This is a genomic window from Pseudomonas sp. FW305-25, from assembly GCF_017351415.1.
GTDB classification, from domain to species: Bacteria; Pseudomonadota; Gammaproteobacteria; order Pseudomonadales; family Pseudomonadaceae; genus Aquipseudomonas; species Aquipseudomonas chlororaphis.
This window is the reverse complement of record NZ_JACNDE010000014.1, coordinates 131651-148410: the sequence shown is the minus strand read 5'-3', so window position 1 is coordinate 148410 and position 16760 is coordinate 131651. Positions and strand designations below refer to the sequence as shown.

15 protein-coding genes and 2 pseudogenes are annotated in these 16760 nt (G+C 63.8%); 10 read left to right on the top strand and 7 right to left on the bottom strand.

Features of this window, described 5'->3' with window-relative positions; genetic code table 11:
• The 3 genes and pseudogenes from J4E58_RS15970 to J4E58_RS15960 all read left to right on the top strand — a co-directional run.
• A pseudogene (locus J4E58_RS15970) lies at positions 1-326 on the top strand (type I secretion system permease/ATPase); the annotation flags it as partial.
• Positions 323-1675 carry an HlyD family type I secretion periplasmic adaptor subunit gene (locus J4E58_RS15965; RefSeq protein ID WP_256583214.1) on the top strand — a complete coding sequence of 451 codons (1353 nt, stop codon included), beginning with the start codon at positions 323-325 and terminating at the stop codon, positions 1673-1675. The pseudogene J4E58_RS15970 and the gene J4E58_RS15965, both read left to right, overlap by 4 nt.
• Entirely contained in the window at positions 1672-3015 is a 1344-nt protein-coding gene (locus J4E58_RS15960; protein ID WP_087091925.1) for a TolC family outer membrane protein, read from the top strand. The genes J4E58_RS15965 and J4E58_RS15960 overlap by 4 nt, the downstream gene beginning before the upstream one ends.
• A 170-nt stretch (positions 3016-3185) precedes the next feature.
• Here the strand turns inward: J4E58_RS15960 and trmA are convergent, their stop codons facing one another.
• Positions 3186-4265, bottom strand: a complete 1080-nt coding sequence (gene trmA, locus J4E58_RS15955; protein WP_009045743.1) for a tRNA (uridine(54)-C5)-methyltransferase TrmA — start codon at positions 4263-4265, stop codon at positions 3186-3188.
• Entirely contained in the window at positions 4262-5557 is a 1296-nt protein-coding gene (locus J4E58_RS15950) for an NCS2 family permease (protein ID WP_087091926.1), read from the bottom strand. Before J4E58_RS15950 ends, trmA begins: the two co-directional genes overlap by 4 nt.
• Before the next feature lie 206 nt (positions 5558-5763).
• Between J4E58_RS15950 and J4E58_RS15945 the strand changes: the two genes are divergently transcribed.
• Entirely contained in the window at positions 5764-6213 is a 450-nt protein-coding gene (locus tag J4E58_RS15945; protein WP_087091927.1) for a DUF4879 domain-containing protein, read from the top strand.
• A 69-nt stretch (positions 6214-6282) separates the two neighbouring features.
• On the top strand, positions 6283-6834 hold the full coding sequence (locus tag J4E58_RS15940) for a DJ-1 family glyoxalase III (RefSeq protein ID WP_087091928.1): 552 nt from the start codon (positions 6283-6285) through the stop codon (positions 6832-6834).
• Between the two features lie 3 nt (positions 6835-6837).
• Here J4E58_RS15940 and J4E58_RS15935 read toward each other — a convergent pair whose 3' ends face one another.
• From J4E58_RS15935 to J4E58_RS15925, 3 genes and pseudogenes are all read right to left on the bottom strand, one after another.
• Positions 6838-7128, bottom strand: a complete 291-nt coding sequence (locus tag J4E58_RS15935) for a HigA family addiction module antitoxin (RefSeq protein ID WP_009050977.1) — start codon at positions 7126-7128, stop codon at positions 6838-6840.
• Between the two features lie 15 nt (positions 7129-7143).
• Positions 7144-7423 (bottom strand): annotated as a pseudogene (locus tag J4E58_RS15930) (type II toxin-antitoxin system RelE/ParE family toxin).
• Positions 7424-7531: 108 nt separating this feature from the next.
• Complete coding sequence (locus J4E58_RS15925) at positions 7532-8773, bottom strand: MFS transporter (RefSeq protein ID WP_087091929.1); 1242 nt, start codon at positions 8771-8773, stop codon at positions 7532-7534.
• A gap of 501 nt (positions 8774-9274) precedes the next feature.
• Here J4E58_RS15925 and J4E58_RS15920 point away from each other — a divergent pair.
• The 3 genes from J4E58_RS15920 (at position 9275) to J4E58_RS15910 (ending at position 11981) form a co-directional block, all read left to right on the top strand.
• Positions 9275-10711 (top strand): cytochrome ubiquinol oxidase subunit I, encoded by a 1437-nt coding sequence (locus J4E58_RS15920; RefSeq protein ID WP_087091930.1) that lies wholly within the window; start codon positions 9275-9277, stop codon positions 10709-10711.
• Positions 10712-10714: 3 nt separating this feature from the next.
• The gene (cydB, locus tag J4E58_RS15915; RefSeq protein ID WP_087091931.1) at positions 10715-11722 is read left to right on the top strand and encodes a cytochrome d ubiquinol oxidase subunit II; all 1008 of its coding nucleotides are present in this window, start codon (positions 10715-10717) and stop codon (positions 11720-11722) included.
• Between the two features lie 91 nt (positions 11723-11813).
• The gene (locus tag J4E58_RS15910; protein ID WP_023969448.1) at positions 11814-11981 is read left to right on the top strand and encodes a DUF2474 domain-containing protein; all 168 of its coding nucleotides are present in this window, start codon (positions 11814-11816) and stop codon (positions 11979-11981) included.
• Positions 11982-12193: 212 nt separating this feature from the next.
• Here the strand turns inward: J4E58_RS15910 and J4E58_RS15905 are convergent, their stop codons facing one another.
• Positions 12194-13318: a methyltransferase gene (locus J4E58_RS15905; protein ID WP_087091932.1), complete on the bottom strand. Its 1125-nt coding sequence runs from the start codon at positions 13316-13318 to the stop codon at positions 12194-12196.
• A gap of 228 nt (positions 13319-13546) precedes the next feature.
• Here J4E58_RS15905 and J4E58_RS15900 point away from each other — a divergent pair, with 228 nt between their 5' ends.
• Positions 13547-14323: a ferredoxin--NADP reductase gene (locus J4E58_RS15900; protein ID WP_009045734.1), complete on the top strand. Its 777-nt coding sequence runs from the start codon at positions 13547-13549 to the stop codon at positions 14321-14323.
• Between the two features lie 56 nt (positions 14324-14379).
• Here J4E58_RS15900 and mscL read toward each other — a convergent pair whose 3' ends face one another.
• Positions 14380-14793, bottom strand: coding sequence for a large-conductance mechanosensitive channel protein MscL (gene mscL, locus J4E58_RS15895; protein ID WP_007930031.1), 414 nt, complete (start codon positions 14791-14793; stop codon positions 14380-14382).
• Positions 14794-15079: 286 nt separating this feature from the next.
• Between mscL and katB the strand changes: the two genes are divergently transcribed.
• Positions 15080-16621 (top strand): catalase KatB, encoded by a 1542-nt coding sequence (gene katB / locus J4E58_RS15890; RefSeq protein WP_087091933.1) that lies wholly within the window; start codon positions 15080-15082, stop codon positions 16619-16621.
• The last annotated feature ends 139 nt before the right edge of the window (positions 16622-16760 follow it).

Below are 16760 nucleotides of genomic sequence, written 5' to 3'. Positions count from 1 at the left end.
CGGCGCTGATCGTGCTCGACGAGCCCAACGCCAACCTCGATGAGGCCGGCGAGCAGGCGCTGTTGCAGGCGATTGCCCAGCTCAAGCAGCAGCGCCGGACCCTGGTGCTGATCACCCACAAGCCCAACGTGCTGAGCCTGACCGACCAGTTGATGATCCTGCGCGAGGGCCAGTTGCAGGCCTTCGGGCCGACGACGCGAGTCCTGGAGACGATGCACAAGCCCAAGGCCGCCGCGGCCCCGGTGACGCCGACGAGCACCCCCGCGGCCAGCATGAATGTCAGTTATCGCCTGGGCGTGGCCGCCGGCGAAGGAAAAAAAGCATGAGCCAAGCACAACCCCTGGGTCGCCTGCCGACCGCCGACCACCAGCGCGCGCCGGGCACCCTGCTGGCCCTGGACGAGAAGAAATATTCGCGCCTGGGCTGGCTGCTGGTGCTTGGCGGTTTTGCCGGCTTCCTCGGCTGGGCCGCGCTGGCGCCCCTGGACAAGGGCGTGGCGGTGGCCGGCAAGGTCATGGTCTCCGGGCATCGCAAGGCGGTGCAGCACCCCAGTGGCGGCATCATCGAGCGCATCGAGGTGCGCGACGGCGAAGTGGTCAGCGCCGGCCAGGTGTTGATTCGCCTCAAGGAGCTGCCGCTGCGCACCCAGGTGCAGTCGCTGCGGACCCAGTTCCTCGGCTCCCTGGCCAGCGAGGCCCGCTTGAATGCCGAGCGCGATGGTGGCCAGGTCCTGGCCTTTGCCCCGGAACTGCTGGCCCAGGCCGATGACCCGGAAGTGGCCGCCACCATGGCCCTGCAACGCCAGCTGTTCAGCAGCCGCGCCCAGGCCCTGGCCATGGAGCAGCAGGGCATCGCCGAAAGCATCGCCGGCTCCGAGGCCCAACTGCGCGGCACCCGCGATTCCCAGGCGAGCAAGGTGCTCCAGCGCCGCTCGTTGAACGAACAACTGCAAGGGCTGCGCGAACTCGCGCGCGACGGCTATATCCCGCGCAACCGGCTGCTGGACAGCGAGCGCCTGTATGCGCAGATCGACGGTTCGATCGCCGAGGACTTCGGGCGTATCGGCCAGTTGCAGCGGCAGATCCTCGAGATGCGCTTGCGTATCCGCCAACGGGCCGAGGAGTTCCAGAAAGAGGTGCGCAGCCAGCTGGCCGAAACCCGTACCCGCAGCGAAGACCTGCGCAACCGCCTGGCCTCGGCCGAGTTCGAGCTGGCCAACAGCCTGGTGCGTGCGCCGGCGGCCGGGGTGGTGGTCGGGCTGGAGGTGTTCACCGAGGGCGGGGTGGTCAAGCCGGGGCAGGCGCTGATGGAGATCGTGCCCCAGGGCGAGCCGCTGCTGGTGGAGGCGCGGGTGCCGGTGCAGATGATCGACAAGGTGCACCCCGGGTTGCCGGTGGAACTGATGTTCTCGGCCTTCAGCCAGAGCACCACGCCGCGGGTCGCCGGGCAGGTGACCCTGGTGTCGGCCGACAGGCAGGTGGACGAGCGCACCGACGAGCCTTACTACACCTTGCGTGCCGAGGTCAGCGCCGACGGCATGCAGCAATTGCGCGGCTTGCAGATCCGCCCGGGCATGCCGGTGGAAGCCTTTGTGCGCACCGGCGAGCGCTCGATGCTCAATTACCTGTTCAAGCCGTTGCTGGACCGCACGCACATGGCACTGGTGGAAGAATGAACCGGCGTCTTATCCCTTGGCTGCTGGCCAGCCTGTATGGCCTGTGCGCCCCCGCGGCCCACGCCCTGGGGCTGCTGGACGCTTACGCGCTGGCGGTACGCAACGACCCGACCTTCCAGGCGGCGATCCAGGAACGCGACGCCGGCGAGGAGAACCGCGCGCTGGGCCGCGCCGCCCTGTTGCCGACCCTGTCGTGGAATTACAACAACTCGCGCAACCAATCCGAGGTGACCCAGGCCACGCCCCTGGGGGACTCTTCCACCGATCGCGACTACCGCAGCTATGCCTCCAACCTGACCCTGCAGCAGCCGCTGCTGGATTACGAAGCCTATGCGCGCTTTCGCCAGGGCGCGGCCCAGGCGCTGTTCGCCGACGAGCGTTTTCGCAGCAAGAGCCAGGAACTGGCGGTGCGGCTGTTGGGAGCCTATAGCCAGGCCCTGCTGGCCCAGGAGCGTATCGAACTGAGCCAGGCCCAGCGGCGCGCCTATGCCGAGCGCCTGCAACTCAACCAGCGTTTGCTCAAGGGCGGAGAAGGCACCCGCACCGACGTGCTGGAAACCCAGGCGCGCTTGAGCCTGGCCCTGGCCGAAGAGATCGAGGCCCGTGACCTGCAGGACAGCGCCCTGCGCGAGCTGGAAGCGATAGTCGGCCAGCCGTTGCGGGTCGACGAACTCGACCCGCTGGCCCGTCGATTCGATATCCAGCCGGTGCAGCCCAACCGCTTCGAGAGCTGGCGCGACCTGGCCATCGCCAACAACCCGGAACTGGCTTCCCAGCAGCACGCGTTGCAGGCCGCGGAATATGAGGTGGAACGCAAGCGCGCCGGGCATCTGCCCAAGGTCAGCCTCTACGCCAGCAGCCGCCAGACCCGTTCGGATTCGGAAAGCACCTACAACCAGAAGTACGACACCAACAGCGTCGGTATCCAGGTCAGCCTGCCGCTGTTCGCCGGCGGCTCGGTGTCGGCGTCGACCCGCCAGGCGGCCAGCCAGCTGTCCCAGGCGCAATACGAGCTGGATGCGCAGACCGCCAACGTGCTGATCGAGCTGCGCAAGCAGTTCAACCTCAACACCAGCGGCGCGGCGCGGGTCCGCGCCTATGAGATGGCGGTCGAATCAGCCGAGGCCCTGGTCCAGGCCACCCTGAAAAGCGTGCGCGGCGGCGAGCGGGTCAACCTCGACGTGCTGGATGCCGAGCAGCAGCTGTTCAGCGCCCGGCGCGACCTGGCCGATGCGCGGCACGCCTACCTGCTGGCGCGGGTCCAGCTCAGGTTCTACGCCGGCCTGCTCAATGAACAAGACTTGCAGCAGCTGGCCGGCTACTTTCGCCCCATCAGCTGACACTCCTCTGTAGCCGCTGCCGCCGGCTGCGATCGGCCAACGGCCGTGGCGATCTTGCAATCGCTGAAGGTCTTGCGGGCCTTATCGCAGCCTGCGGCAGCGGCTACAGGAAACCGTGGAATGCAAACAGCCGTCACGAGGACGGCTGTTTGCTGTGCAGCGGGGCGGGTTCAACGCCGGGTCAGCAAGACCCCGGATTCCATGTGGTGGGTCCACGGGAACTGGTCGAACATCGCGCAGCGGGTGATGCGGTGGGTGTCGTGCAACTGGGCGATGTTGGCCGCCAGGGTTTCCGGGTTGCACGAGATGTACAGGATGTTGTCGAAGCGCCGGGTCAGCTCGCAGGTGTCCGGGTCCATGCCGGCGCGCGGCGGGTCGACGAACACGCTGCCGAACGCGTAGCTCTTCAGGTCCACGCCCTGCAGGCGGCGGAACGGACGCACTTCGTTCAAGGCTTCGGTCAGCTCTTCGGCGGACAGGCGCACCAGGGTGACGTTCTCCACCGCGTTTTCGCTGAGGTTGCTCAGGGCCGCGTTGACCGAGGTCTTGCTGATCTCGGTGGCCAGCACCTTGCGCACCCGGGTGGCCAGGGGCAGGGTGAAGTTGCCGTTGCCGCAGTACAGCTCCAGCAGGTCGTCCGGACGATCGCCCAGGGCGTCGTAGGCCCAGTTGAGCATCTTCTGGTTGACCGTGCCGTTGGGCTGGGTGAAGGCGCCTTCGGGCTGGCGGTAGCTGAAGGTGCGCCCGCCGACTTCGAGTTTCTCCACCACGTAATCGTGGCCGATCACTTCGCGCTTGCCCTTGGAACGGCCAATGACGCTGACGTTCAGGTCGGCCGCCAACTGGCTCGCCGCGGCGTGCCAGTGCTCGTCCAGCGGGCGGTGATAACACAGGGTAATCATCGCGTCGCCGGCCAGGGTGGTGAGGAACTCGACCTGGAACAGCTTGTGGCTCAAGGCGCTGCTGGCTTGCCAGGCGGCCTTGAGTCGCGGCATCAGCTGATTGATGCGCAGGCTGGCGATGGGGAATTCTTCGATCAGGATCGGCGTGCGTTTGTCTTCCTGGGAAAACATCGCGTAGTGACGCTCGCCGGCTTCGCGCCACAGGCGAAACTCCGCGCGCAGGCGGAAGTGCTGCAGCGGCGAATCGAAGACCTGTGGCTCGGGGGCATCGAACGGCGCCAGCAGTTCACGCAGGCGCGCGACCTTGTCGGCGAGCTGGGTGGCGTAAGCCTGGGAATCGAAAGTCATGCGTTGAACCAACCCAACTTGATCACAAACAGTACCGACAGGATCACCAGCGGCGCGTTCAGCTCACGGGCGCGGCCCGACAGCAGCTTGATCGCGGTCCAGGCAATGAAGCCGAAGGCGATGCCGTTGGCGATGGAGTAGGTGAACGGCATGGCCAGGGCGGTGACCACCACCGGCGCGGCGACGGTGATGTCGTCCCAGTCTATTTCCGCCAGGCCCGACGTCATCAGTACCGCGACGAACAGCAGGGCCGGGGCGGTGGCGAAAGCTGGCACGCTGGCCGCCAGCGGCGAGAAGAACAGCGCCAGGAGGAACAGGATCGCCACGACAATGGCGGTCAGGCCGGTGCGGCCGCCGGCGCTCACGCCCGCCGCGGATTCGATGTAGCTGGTGGTGGTCGAGGTGCCCAGCAGCGAACCGGCCATGGCCGCGGTGCTGTCGGCGATCAGCGCCCGGCCCATTTTCGGCATGTGGCCGTCCTTGCCCATCAGGCCGGCGCGCTTGGCGACGCCGATCAGGGTCCCGGAGTTGTCGAACAGGTCGACGAACAGGAAGGCGAAGATCACGCTGACCAGGCCGATGTCCAGGGCGCCCTTGATGTCCAACTGCAGGAAGGTCGGGGCCAGGGACGGTGGCATCGAAGTCACGCCGCCGAACGGGGTGACGCCCAGGAGGATGGAGACGATGGTCACCGCGAGGATGCCGATCAGCACCGCACCGCGCACTTTCAGCGCTTCCAGGGCAACGATCAGGGCAAAGCCCAGTGCCGCAAGGATCGGCGCAGGTTTGCTCAAGTCGCCGAGGCCCACCAGGGTCGACTGGTTGCCGATCACGATGCCGGCGTTGTGCAGGGCGATCAGCGCCAGGAACAGGCCGATACCGGCCGCGATCGCCGAGCGCAGCGGCAGCGGGATGCTGTTGATGATCCATTCGCGGATCTTGAAGATCGACAGCAGGAAGAACAGCACCGCCGAAATGAACACCGCGCCCAGCGCCACTTGCCAGGTATGGCCCATGTGCAGGACCACGGTGTAGGTGAAGAAGGCGTTCAGGCCCATGCCTGGAGCCAGGGCGATCGGGTAGTTGGCGATCAGGCCCATCACGGTCGAGCCGATGGCGGCGGCCAGGCAGGTGGCGACGAACACCGCACCCTTGTCCATGCCGGTCTCGCCGAGGATGCTCGGGTTGACGAACAGAATGTAGGCCATGGCCAGGAAGGTCGTGAGGCCCGCGAGAATCTCGGTCCGCACATTGGTGTTGTGTGCCTTGAGTTGAAACAGCCTTTCCAGCATGTCTGCTCCCCGTGGCGCGCAGGGCGCCGTGAATGTATCGACCCAGACAGCAAAGCACAGACCATAAAAAAGCGTCCGGGGATTTTGTGCGGGTCGGAAAAAGCCGCGCATCATACCAGCAGCGCAGGGCTATGGCTGCGATCCTCGGCGATGTTTTGCCCGAGTGGCGACTGGGGCATACTGCGCCGACGTTTTGGGGGGGACTTATGCACAGCACGATAAAAACGATGGCCTTGGCGGTAGTGGCCAGCAGCCTGTGGTTGGGCGCGGCGCCGGCCATGGCCCGTTCCGCGCCACCCTTGAGCCAGGTGGAAATCCTCAAGGTCGAGTCGCAGTCCTGCGGCCTGGAGGATGTGTCGGACGGACGCGACAAGACCGCCTGCGATCACCAGGGGCCGAACATCAAGGTGTACGTGCTGGAAATCGGCTACGGCCGCCAGCCCCGGGTGGCGCTGGACGGCTTCGAGGTCAACGGCACGCGCGCGGCGGTCTGCGAAGAGGGGGCCAGCCTGGTGCCGTGCGGCAACTCCGGGATCACCGTCGGCTACATCTATACCTTCGACCTGGCCGGCAAGCAGGAAGGCACCTTCACCTTCAGCAACACCTCGCTCAACGCGCCGGGCAACAGCATGAGCGCGCAGATCTACATCAAGTGACGGCAGTGTCCGAACGCGTAGGGCTTTAAAGCTGACTAAGCTTTAAAGACCCTACCGCGGACACAGCCCATGACCTCTAGAGCCCTGATTCCCCTCGCCGAGGGTGTCGACGACCTGCAAAGCGTGACCCTGATCGATGTGCTGCGCCGTGCTCAAGTCGAAGTGCTGGTGGCCAGTATCGAAGGGCGGCGCATGCTCACCTGCGCCCGCGGCACCCGGATGACCGCCGACGGCATGCTGGTGGATGTGCTGGCCCAGAACTTCGACCTGATCGTGCTGCCCGGTGGTGCCGTCGGCGCGCAGCACCTGGCGGCTCATCAGCCTTTGATGCAATTGGTCAAGGACCAGGCCGCCGCCGGGCGCCTGTTCGCCGGCATCGCCGAAGCGCCGGCCCTGGCGTTGCAGAGTTACGGGGTGCTGCGCCAGCGGCGCATGACCTGCCTGCCCAGCGCCAGCCATCAGCTGTCGGGCTGCAACTTCGTCGACCAGCCGGTGGTGGTGGATGGCAACTGCATCACCGCGCAAGGCTCGGGGGCGGCCCTGAGTTTTGCCCTGACCCTGGTGGAACAACTGTGCGGCAGGGGCCGGCGGACGGTGGTGGAGGGGGAGTTGCTGGTTTAGCGCTCAGCAGACATGAGCGGCAATGGGCTCGATGCGCGGTAACAAGGCTTGTTCGGTCTGCCAGATATCGTAGTCAGCCTGTACCGCCAGCCATACCTTGGCTTTACCTATTCCGGCGCGTTCCAGCCTTACCGCCAGTTCCGGCCGGATCGGCGCGTGGCCGTTCAGCACCTTGGAGAGATGGGGACGGGCGTAGCCAAGATGCCTGGCCAGTTCCGTCACGCTGATTCCCAACTCGGGCAATACGTCCACACGCAGTGTTTCACCGGGATGTGGCGGGTTGTGCATGGGCATGATCCTGCCTCCTGTTCAGTGGTAATCCAGATAGTCGACTAGCTCGATATCCGAACCCGTAAAACGAAAAATCACTCGCCAATTGCCCGATACGGTCAGTGACCAGTATTCGCGACGCTCGCCCTTGAGCGGATGCAACCGCCATCCCGGGATGGTCGAGGTCGTCAGGCTCTGTCGCGTGATCCATGAAAGGCAGCATGCGCGCCAGGCGCCTCGCATGATCGGCTCGGATCCCTCGAGTCGACCCCGTTTCATAGAAGGCCTTGAGGCCTTTGTGCTGAAAGGATTTGATCATGCGGCGAGTGTAAGGCGATACCTTACACTCTTCCCAACGGATATGTATTGCAGCGCGTGAATCGGACGATCAACGGCGACGTCCCGCGTGGCTCCTGTCTGCCTCGAATCAGGCCTTGGCTTGTTCTTCCACCGGCCCATGCATGCGATCGCGACGGGCCAGGGTCGGGAACAGTTTTATCCACACCCCGGTCACCAGCAGGGTGCCGACTCCGCCCAGCACCACCGCCGGCACGGTGCCGAACCAGTGGGCGGTAAGCCCCGACTCGAACTCGCCGAGCTGGTTGGAAGCGCCGATAAACAGGCCGTTGACGGCGCTGACCCGGCCGCGCATTTCATCCGGGGTTTCCAGTTGCACGAAGGAGGCGCGGATCACCATGCTGATCATGTCCGCCGCGCCCAGCACCACCAGCACCGCAAGCGAAAACCAGAACGAGGTCGACAGGCCGAAGGCGATGGTGGCGACGCCGAACACGCCGACGGCGGTGAACATCACCCGGCCGACATGGCGGTCGACGGCAAAGCGCGCCAGCCACAGCGACATCAGCAGGGCCCCCACCGCCGGCGCCGAGCGCAGCAGGCCCAGGCCCCAGGCGCCGGTGAGCAGGATGTCCTTGGCGAACACTGGCAGCAGGGCGGTGGCGCCGCCCAGCAATACGGCGAACAGGTCCAGGGAGATCGCCCCGAGAATGTCCGGCCGGCTGCGAATGAAGCGCACCCCGGCCAGCAACGAATCCAGGGTGGCCTTGCCCTTGTTCAGCGGCGTCTGCCGCGCGGGCAGGTTGAGCATCAGGCAGCAGGCGATCACATACAGCAGCACGGTCGGGCCATAGACCCACACGCTGCCAAAGGCGTAGAGCAGGCCGCCGAGGGCCGGCGCGACGATGGTCGCCGATTGCTGGGCGGACTGTGCGGCCGCCACGGCGCGCGGGAACAGCGCGCTGGGCACGATGCTCGGCAGCAGCGCCTGGGTGGTCGGCATCTCGAAGGAGCGGGCGGCGCCCAGCAGGAACGCGAGGATGAAGATCATCTCGCGAGTGACGTTATGGGTGGCGCTGCCGATGGCCAGGGACAGGGCGATCAGCGCCTGCAGCGACTGGCAGATGGCTGCCACCTTGCGCCGGTCATAGCGGTCCGCCACATGCCCGGTGTGCAGCATGAACAGCACCCGCGGCGCGAACTCCACCAGCCCGACCAGGCCCAGGTCGAGCACGTTGCCGGTCAGTTGGTAGAGGTTCCAGCCGATGGCCACGGTGAGCATCTGGAAGCCGCTGGCGGTGAAGATCCGCGCCAGCCAGAAAGCAATGAACGGACGGTGATGGCGAAGCAGCAGAGGGTCTTGGCTGGGCATCTGAAAGGCAGGTCTGGGCGTGGAGTAAGGCGAGGTTATCACCAAGATGTAACCAATAGTTGCAGAATCCTTAGCCTCGCATCTATCTCGTTCATTCGAAATAACCCAATCCCTGTAGCCGCTGCCGCAGGCTGCAATAAGGGCCGAAGGACCTTCGAGGGAGCAGAAATCGCCACGACCGTTCCGGTCGATCGCAGCCTGCGGCAGCGGCTACAGGGAGAGCAAAACTTCGGGGAAACCCCGTGCTTGACGTGGTGAGGCAACCTGTCACGCGACAAAAGACCACACAAACCAACGGCGAAAATGCGACTACTCTTTCAACGTTGATTGATCCAGATCAAAACCTTTTGCAAGGTTGGGTCTGGTGGCCAGATGGCCAGACTCCCTGCGTTGCGATGGGTTTAAAAAGAACGAATTCGAATTCGCCACACTCCAGATCCGTGGGGGCAGTGGGTGCAGGCCTCCAGCCGGCAGCCGGTATTACCTGACAGAGGAAAGCTTATGTTCGGTTTGGAGGCACTAGATCTCGCCCGAATTCAGTTCGCGTTCACCATCTCGTTCCACATCCTGTTCCCCGCCATCACCATCGGTCTGGCGAGCTACCTGGCGGTGCTCGAAGGTTTGTGGCTCAAGACCCGCGACGATACCTACCGTGACCTGTACCACTTCTGGTCGAAGATCTTCGCCGTCAACTTTGGCATGGGGGTGGTCTCGGGCCTGGTCATGGCCTACCAGTTCGGCACCAACTGGAGCCGGTTCTCCGATTTTGCCGGCTCCGTTACCGGGCCGCTGCTGACCTATGAAGTGCTCACCGCATTCTTCCTCGAAGCCGGCTTCCTCGGCGTGATGCTGTTCGGCTGGAACCGGGTCGGGCGCAAGCTGCACTTCTTCGCCACTGTGATGGTGGCCATCGGTACGCTGATTTCGACCTTCTGGATTCTCTCGTCCAACAGCTGGATGCAGACCCCGCAAGGCTACGAAATCGTCGACGGCCGAGTGATTCCAGTGGACTGGCTGGCGGTGGTGTTCAACCCGTCGTTCCCGTACCGCCTGGCGCACATGGCCACGGCCGCCTTTGTCGCCACCGCGTTCTTCGTCGGTTCGTCCGCTGCCTGGCACCTGCTGCGTGGCCGCGATAACCCGGCAATCCGCCGCATGCTGTCGATGGCCATGTGGATGGCCCTGATCGTCGCGCCGATCCAGGCCGTGATCGGCGACTTCCACGGCCTCAACACCCTCAAGCACCAGCCGGCGAAAATCGCCGCGATCGAAGGGCACTGGGAAAACGTCGGTGACGAGCCGACCCCGCTGATCCTGTTCGGCTGGCCGGACATGAAGGCAGAAAAGACCAGGTTCGCCGTCGAGATCCCGTATCTGGGCAGCCTCATCCTCACTCACTCGCTGGACAAGCAGGTGCCGGCGCTCAAGGAGTTCCCGCCGCAAGACCGGCCGAATTCGACCATCGTGTTCTGGTCGTTCCGGATCATGGTCGGCCTCGGCATGCTGATGATCCTCACCGGCCTGTGGAGCTTGTGGCTGCGCAAGCGTGACCGCATCTACCAGAACCGCGCGTTCCTGTACCTGGCGCTGTGGATGGGCCCATCCGGCCTGATCGCGATCCTCGCCGGCTGGTTCACCACCGAGATCGGTCGCCAGCCGTGGGTGGTCTACGGGCTGATGCGTACCGCGGACGCTTCGTCCGGGCACAGCCTGATGCAGATGAGCATCACCCTGGCGCTGTTTGTCGTGGTGTATTTCTCGCTGTTCGGGGTCGGTATCGGCTACATGATGCGCCTGGTGCGCAAAGGGCCGAAGACCAACGAAGGCGCGGAAGTCAGCCACGGAGGTCCTGGCCAGAAACGCACGCCGGCCCGTCCGCTGTCGGCCGCCGACGACGATGCCGAAGACAACGGCACCAGCCTGAACAAGGGGAATTGAGTCATGGGTATCGATCTTCCGCTGATCTGGGCCGTGATCATCATCTTCGGCATCATGATGTACGTGGTCATGGACGGGTTCGACCTGGGGATCGGGATTCTCTTCCCGTTCGTCAAGGACTCCCGCGACCGTGACGTGATGATGAACACCGTCGCCCCGGTCTGGGACGGCAACGAAACCTGGCTGGTGCTGGGCGGTGCCGCGCTGTTCGGCGCCTTCCCGCTGGCCTATTCGGTGGTGCTCTCGGCGCTGTACATGCCGCTGATCCTGATGCTCATCGGCCTGATCTTCCGCGGCGTGGCCTTCGAGTTCCGCTTCAAGGCCAAGGAAGCCAAGCGCCACATCTGGGACAAGGCGTTCATCGGCGGTTCGGTGGCGGCGACCTTCTTCCAGGGGCTGGCGCTGGGCGCCTTCATCGATGGCCTGCCGGTGGTCGACCGCCAGTACGCCGGCGGTTCGCTGGACTGGTTCACGCCGTTCACCCTGTTCTGCGGTATCGCGCTGGTGGTGGCCTATGCCTTGCTCGGCTGCACCTGGCTGATCATGAAGACCGAAGGCAAGCTGCAGGAGCAGATGCATGACCTGGCGCGGCCGTTGGCTTTCGTGCTGCTGGCGGTGATCGGTGTCGTCAGTATCTGGACGCCGCTGGCCCACCCGGAAATCGCTTCGCGCTGGTTCACCCTGCCGAACCTGTTCTGGTTCCTGCCGGTGCCGATCCTGGTGCTGGTGACCATGTACGGCCTGCTGCGTGCGGTGGCCCGCAATGCTCACTACACGCCGTTCCTGCTGACCCTGGTGCTGATCTTCCTCGGCTACAGCGGCCTGGGCATCAGCCTGTGGCCGAACATCGTGCCGCCGTCGATCTCGATCTGGGACGCCGCCGCGCCGCCGCAAAGCCAGGGCTTCATGCTGGTGGGCACGCTGTTCATCATCCCGTTCATCCTGGGTTACACCTTCTGGAGCTACTACGTGTTCCGCGGCAAGGTCACCCACGAAGACGGCTACCACTAGTCAATGCGCCGCTCCCCGCGCGGGAGCGGACCTGCTCGCGATGGCGCCCCGAGCGACGCCATCGTCTCCATTCCGAGAGGAGTATTCGATGATGGCTGGTAAACCCACGTTGCAGGAAATCGAAGAAGCCGAAAAGAAACCGCTCTGGCAGCGCCTGGGCTGGCTCGCCGGGATCTGGGTCGGCAGCGTGCTGGCGCTGTTTATCGTCGCCAGCCTGATGCGCATGTTCATGAACGCCGCGGGCCTGACCACGCACTGATTTTTACTACCGCTCATCCCATCCCGTTGCCTTGCGGCACGGTTTTATAGCCCTCCTCTGGAGGGTTTTTTTTGGTCTGGGGTTGCTACGTTTTTTCTTTCGTAGGAGCAGCCGGTCGACGCTCGATTGCTCGCGATGAACGATAACGCAGTGCTTCAGGCATTCCGCGTGGCACGTATCGCGAGCAAGCTTCGCTCCTACAGAGAGGGGGATTATTTGCGGGCTTTGAGGATCACGAACTTGGGCGTGGCGGCCACTTGCTCGACGCCGCGGAACAGCCGCGCCAGCTTGCTGTGATAGCCCAGGTGGCGGTTGCCGACGATGTACAGCGCGCCGCCCACCACCAGGGCTTCGCGGGCCTGCTGGAACATGCGCCAGGCGAGGAAGTCGCCGACCACCTGCTGCTGGTGGAAGGGCGGGTTGCACAGCACCACGTCCAGCGACTGCGGCTCCTGGCCGGCCAGGCCGTCGCCGGCGCGCACGGTCACTTCGCGCTCGCCCAGGGTCGCGCGCCAGTTCTCCAGGGCCGATTGCACGGCCATGAAGGATTCGTCCACCAGGGTGTAATGGGCGTCGGGGTTGTGCAGGGCGCTGGCGATGGCCAGCACGCCGTTGCCGCACCCCAGGTCCGCGACCCGGGCCTTGCCGAGGTTTTTCGGCAGGTGCGGGAGGAAGGCGCGGGTGCCGATGTCCAGGCCTTCGCGGCAGAACACGTTGGCGTGGTTGAGCAGCTCGATGGCGGGCTCGTCGAGCTTGTAGCGGGTCGGGTAGGGCGAAACCGCCGGGGTTTTCGCCTCCGGGGTGGCGATCAGTAAACGGGCTTTTTTCACCGCCAGCGAAGCCTGTACCGGGCCGATATAGCGTTCCAGCAGGTCGCCGGCGGCCCGCGGCAGGTGCTTGACCATCGCCGCCGCCACCACCTGGGCGCCCGGGGCCAGTTGGCCTTGCAGGCGGATCAGCTGTTCTTCCAGCAGGGCCAGGGTCTTGGGCACGCGGATCAGTACGCGGTCGAACGGCCCGGTCAACGGCTCGCTGGCCGGTACCACTGTTACGACGTCGAATGGCAGGCCATTGCGCACCAGGTTTTTCTCCAGCGCCAGCGCGCCGAGAAACGAATCGCCGCTGCTGCGCACCTGTACGCGTCCGACCAGGCTGGCCGCCAGCGCGCCGAAGCTGTCGTTGAGCACCAGCACCCGGGTGTCCGCCGTCGGCTGCTGTTCGGCCAGGTGATTGAGCAAGTACTCGTCCGCCGCATCGAAGGCTTGCAGGGGCTCGTTCTGTTGTTCGGGCTGGCGGATCAGGTCGAGCTGGGCGAAGGGGCTTTCGAGCAGGGGCATGGGACGGACTCTTGGTAATCGGTGAATGTCCTGCCGGCGGGAGGGGCGCGATGCGGGCTGGACCGTTCGGGCAGGTGGCGCGCAGGCCGCGTGGCAGGTGCCCGAAGAGGGGGCCAATGGTACGTTTTTTTGCGCTCGATTGCCCGCGCTCTATGCCATTACAAACCGCCGGTGTTTCTGCCGCGCGCTTTGCGGGACACTAAGGGCATTCGCTTATTGGAGCCTGCCATGACTGCCAGTGCAGAAAAATACACGCGCCAGACCTTGCTCGACGTCCAGCCCCTGACTCCCAGCCTGTTTACCCTGCGCGCCACGCGGGACGCGGGTTTTCGCTTTCGCGCCGGGCAATTCGCCCGCCTGGGGGTGACCAAGGCCGATGGCAGCACGGTGTGGCGCGCGTACTCCATGGTGTCTTCGCCCTTCGACGAGTTTCTCGAGTTCTTCTCCATCGTCGTGCCTGGCGGCGAGTTCACCAGCGAGCTGAGCCGGCTGGGGGAGGGCGATACCCTGATGGTGGACCGGCAGGCGTTCGGTTATCTGACCCTGGACCGTTTCGTCGATGGCCGCGACCTCTGGCTGCTGTCCACCGGCACCGGGATCGCGCCTTTTGTTTCGATCCTGCAGGATTTCGAAGTCTGGGAGAAATTCGAGCGGATCATCCTGGTCTACAGCGTGCGCGAAGCCAAGGAACTGGCTTATCAGCAATTGCTGGCCGAGCTGAAACAGCGCGATTATCTGGCGGAAGTTGCCCACAAGCTGCAAGTCATCACCACGGTGACCCGTGAGCAGCATCCGGGCAGCCTCAACGGGCGGATCACCCATCTGATCGAGAGCGGCGAACTGGAACGTGTCGCTGGCGTGCCCCTGAGCGCCGAGCACTCGCGAGTGATGCTCTGCGGCAACCCGCAGATGATCGACGACACCCGCGCCTTGCTCAAACAACGGGACATGCACCTGAGCCTGACCCGGCGGCCCGGACAGGTGGCGGTGGAAAACTACTGGTAAAAAAATGGCGCCGCCTGCAATACCAGCAGGGGCGCCGTTTTGTTGCGGCAGGAGTCTCAGGGCTTGTTGTTCTGCGCCTTGAGCAGGTCGCGGATCTCGCCCAGCAGCTCTTCTTCCTTGGTCGGAACCGGCGGCAGGGTTGGCGCCACGGCCTCTTCGCGCTTCAGGCGGTTGATCGCCTTCACACCCATGAAGATGGCAAAGGCAACGATGATGAAGTCGATCAGGCTCTGGATGAATTTGCCATAGGCCAGCACCACGGCCGGCGTCTCGCCGACAGCTTCCTTGAGCGTGATCGCCAGATCACTGAAGTCCACCCCACCGATCAGCAAGCCGATTGGCGGCATGACTACATCGCCAACAAATGACGAGACGATCTTGCCGAATGCGGCGCCGATGATAATACCGACGGCCATGTCGACCACATTACCTTTGACCGCGAAGGCCTTGAACTCACTTAGCACGCCCATAGGTTATTCCTTGTTACAGATGAGGTTGGTGAACGCAGTGTAATTCAGCACAAGGCATCTTGCTTGCAACAACTGCTTACAGCGTTCGCAGTTATCGACCGAGTTAACGGCAAATAGTTTACAAAGTGCCACCAATCGTGCGCGAAATACCTGCGCTTGCTCTTACATACCAGAATATTTTTTCAATCAGACTGTTGCGACCTTTCTATTTAGAGTTCGACTCTTTGGTCACTAGCCTCTGACAGGCGCACCTGGATGCGTTTGATTAAAACCAGAGGAATAAAACATGACCATGATCATTGGCCTTGGGAGTTTTTCCCAACGACGCGTATTGGGCGTACTCGCCGCCAGTATGCTTTCTCTTTCCGTACAGGCCGCCACTCTGACCCGCGACAACGGGGCCGCGGTGGGCGATAACCAGAACTCGCAGACCGCGGGCGCTACCGGACCGGTATTGCTGCAGGATGTGCAGTTGATCCAGAAGCTCCAGCGTTTCGATCGCGAGCGCATTCCAGAGCGGGTGGTGCATGCCCGTGGCACCGGTGCCCATGGTTCCTTCACCGTGATCGACAGCCTGAGCGACCTGACCAAGGCCAAGGTATTCGCCGCCGGCCAGGTAACACCGGTATTCGTGCGTTTTTCCGCGGTAGTGCATGGCAACCATTCGCCGGAAACCCTGCGTGACCCGCGTGGTTTTGCTACCAAGTTCTATACCGCCGATGGTAACTGGGACTTGGTCGGCAACAACTTCCCGACGTTCTTTATTCGCGACGCGATCAAATTCCCGGACATGGTGCATGCATTCAAACCTGATCCGCGCACCAACCTGGATGACGATTCCCGGCGCTTCGATTTCTTCTCCCATGTTCCGGAAGCCACCCGGACCCTGACCGAGCTGTATTCCAATTCCGGTACTCCGGCCAGTTACCGGGAAATGGACGGTAACGGCGTGCACGCCTACAAGTTGGTGAATGCCAAGGGCGAAGTGCATTACGTGAAGTTTCACTGGAAGAGTTTGCAGGGCATCAACAACCTCGATCCCAAACAAGTGGTCGAGGTGCAGGGGCGCGATTACAGCCATATGACCAATGACCTGGTGACGCATATCAACAAGGGCGACTTCCCGAAATGGGACCTGTATGTCCAGGTCCTGAAGCCGGAAGATCTGGCCAAGTTCGATTTCGACCCGCTGGATGCCACCAAGATCTGGCCGGGCGTGCCTGAGCGCAAGGTCGGGCAGATGGTGCTCAACCGCAACCCGGCCAACGTGTTCCAGGAAACCGAACAGGTGGCTATGGCTCCGGCCAACCTGGTGCCGGGCATCGAGCCGTCGGAAGACCGCCTGCTGCAAGGCCGGGTGTTCTCCTATGCCGATACCCAGCTGTACCGCCTGGGCGCCAACGCCCTGCAATTGCCGATCAACGCGCCGAAAGTCGCGGTGAACAATGGCAACCAGGACGGCGCGATGAACAGCGGCAGCACCAGCACCGGCGTGAACTACCAGCCGAGCCGCCTGATGCCGCGTGAAGAGCCGCAAAGTGCGCGTTACAGCCAGCTGGCGCTGAGTGGCAGCACCCAGCAGGCTAAGATCCAGCGCGAGCAGAACTTCAAGCAGGCCGGCGATCTGTATCGTTCGCTGAGCCAGAAGGAGCGTCAGGACCTGATCGAGAACTTCGGCGGTTCCCTGGCGACCACCGATGACGAGAGCAAGCACATCATGCTGTCGTTCCTCTACAAGGCCGATCCGGAGTACGGCACTGGCGTGACCAAGGTGGCCAAGGGCGACCTGGCCCGGGTCAAGGCCCTGGCCGCCAAGCTGTCGGATTGATCCCACCCCGCGTCACGCCCCTGGCGTGACGCTTCCTCTTTATATAGGCGCGAGGCTTGCCCGCGAAAGGCCGTAAAGCGGCCCCAATACCGGTGATGGCGTTCTAACTGACGAGCGTATTTGCCCCGGTTGAAGTCAT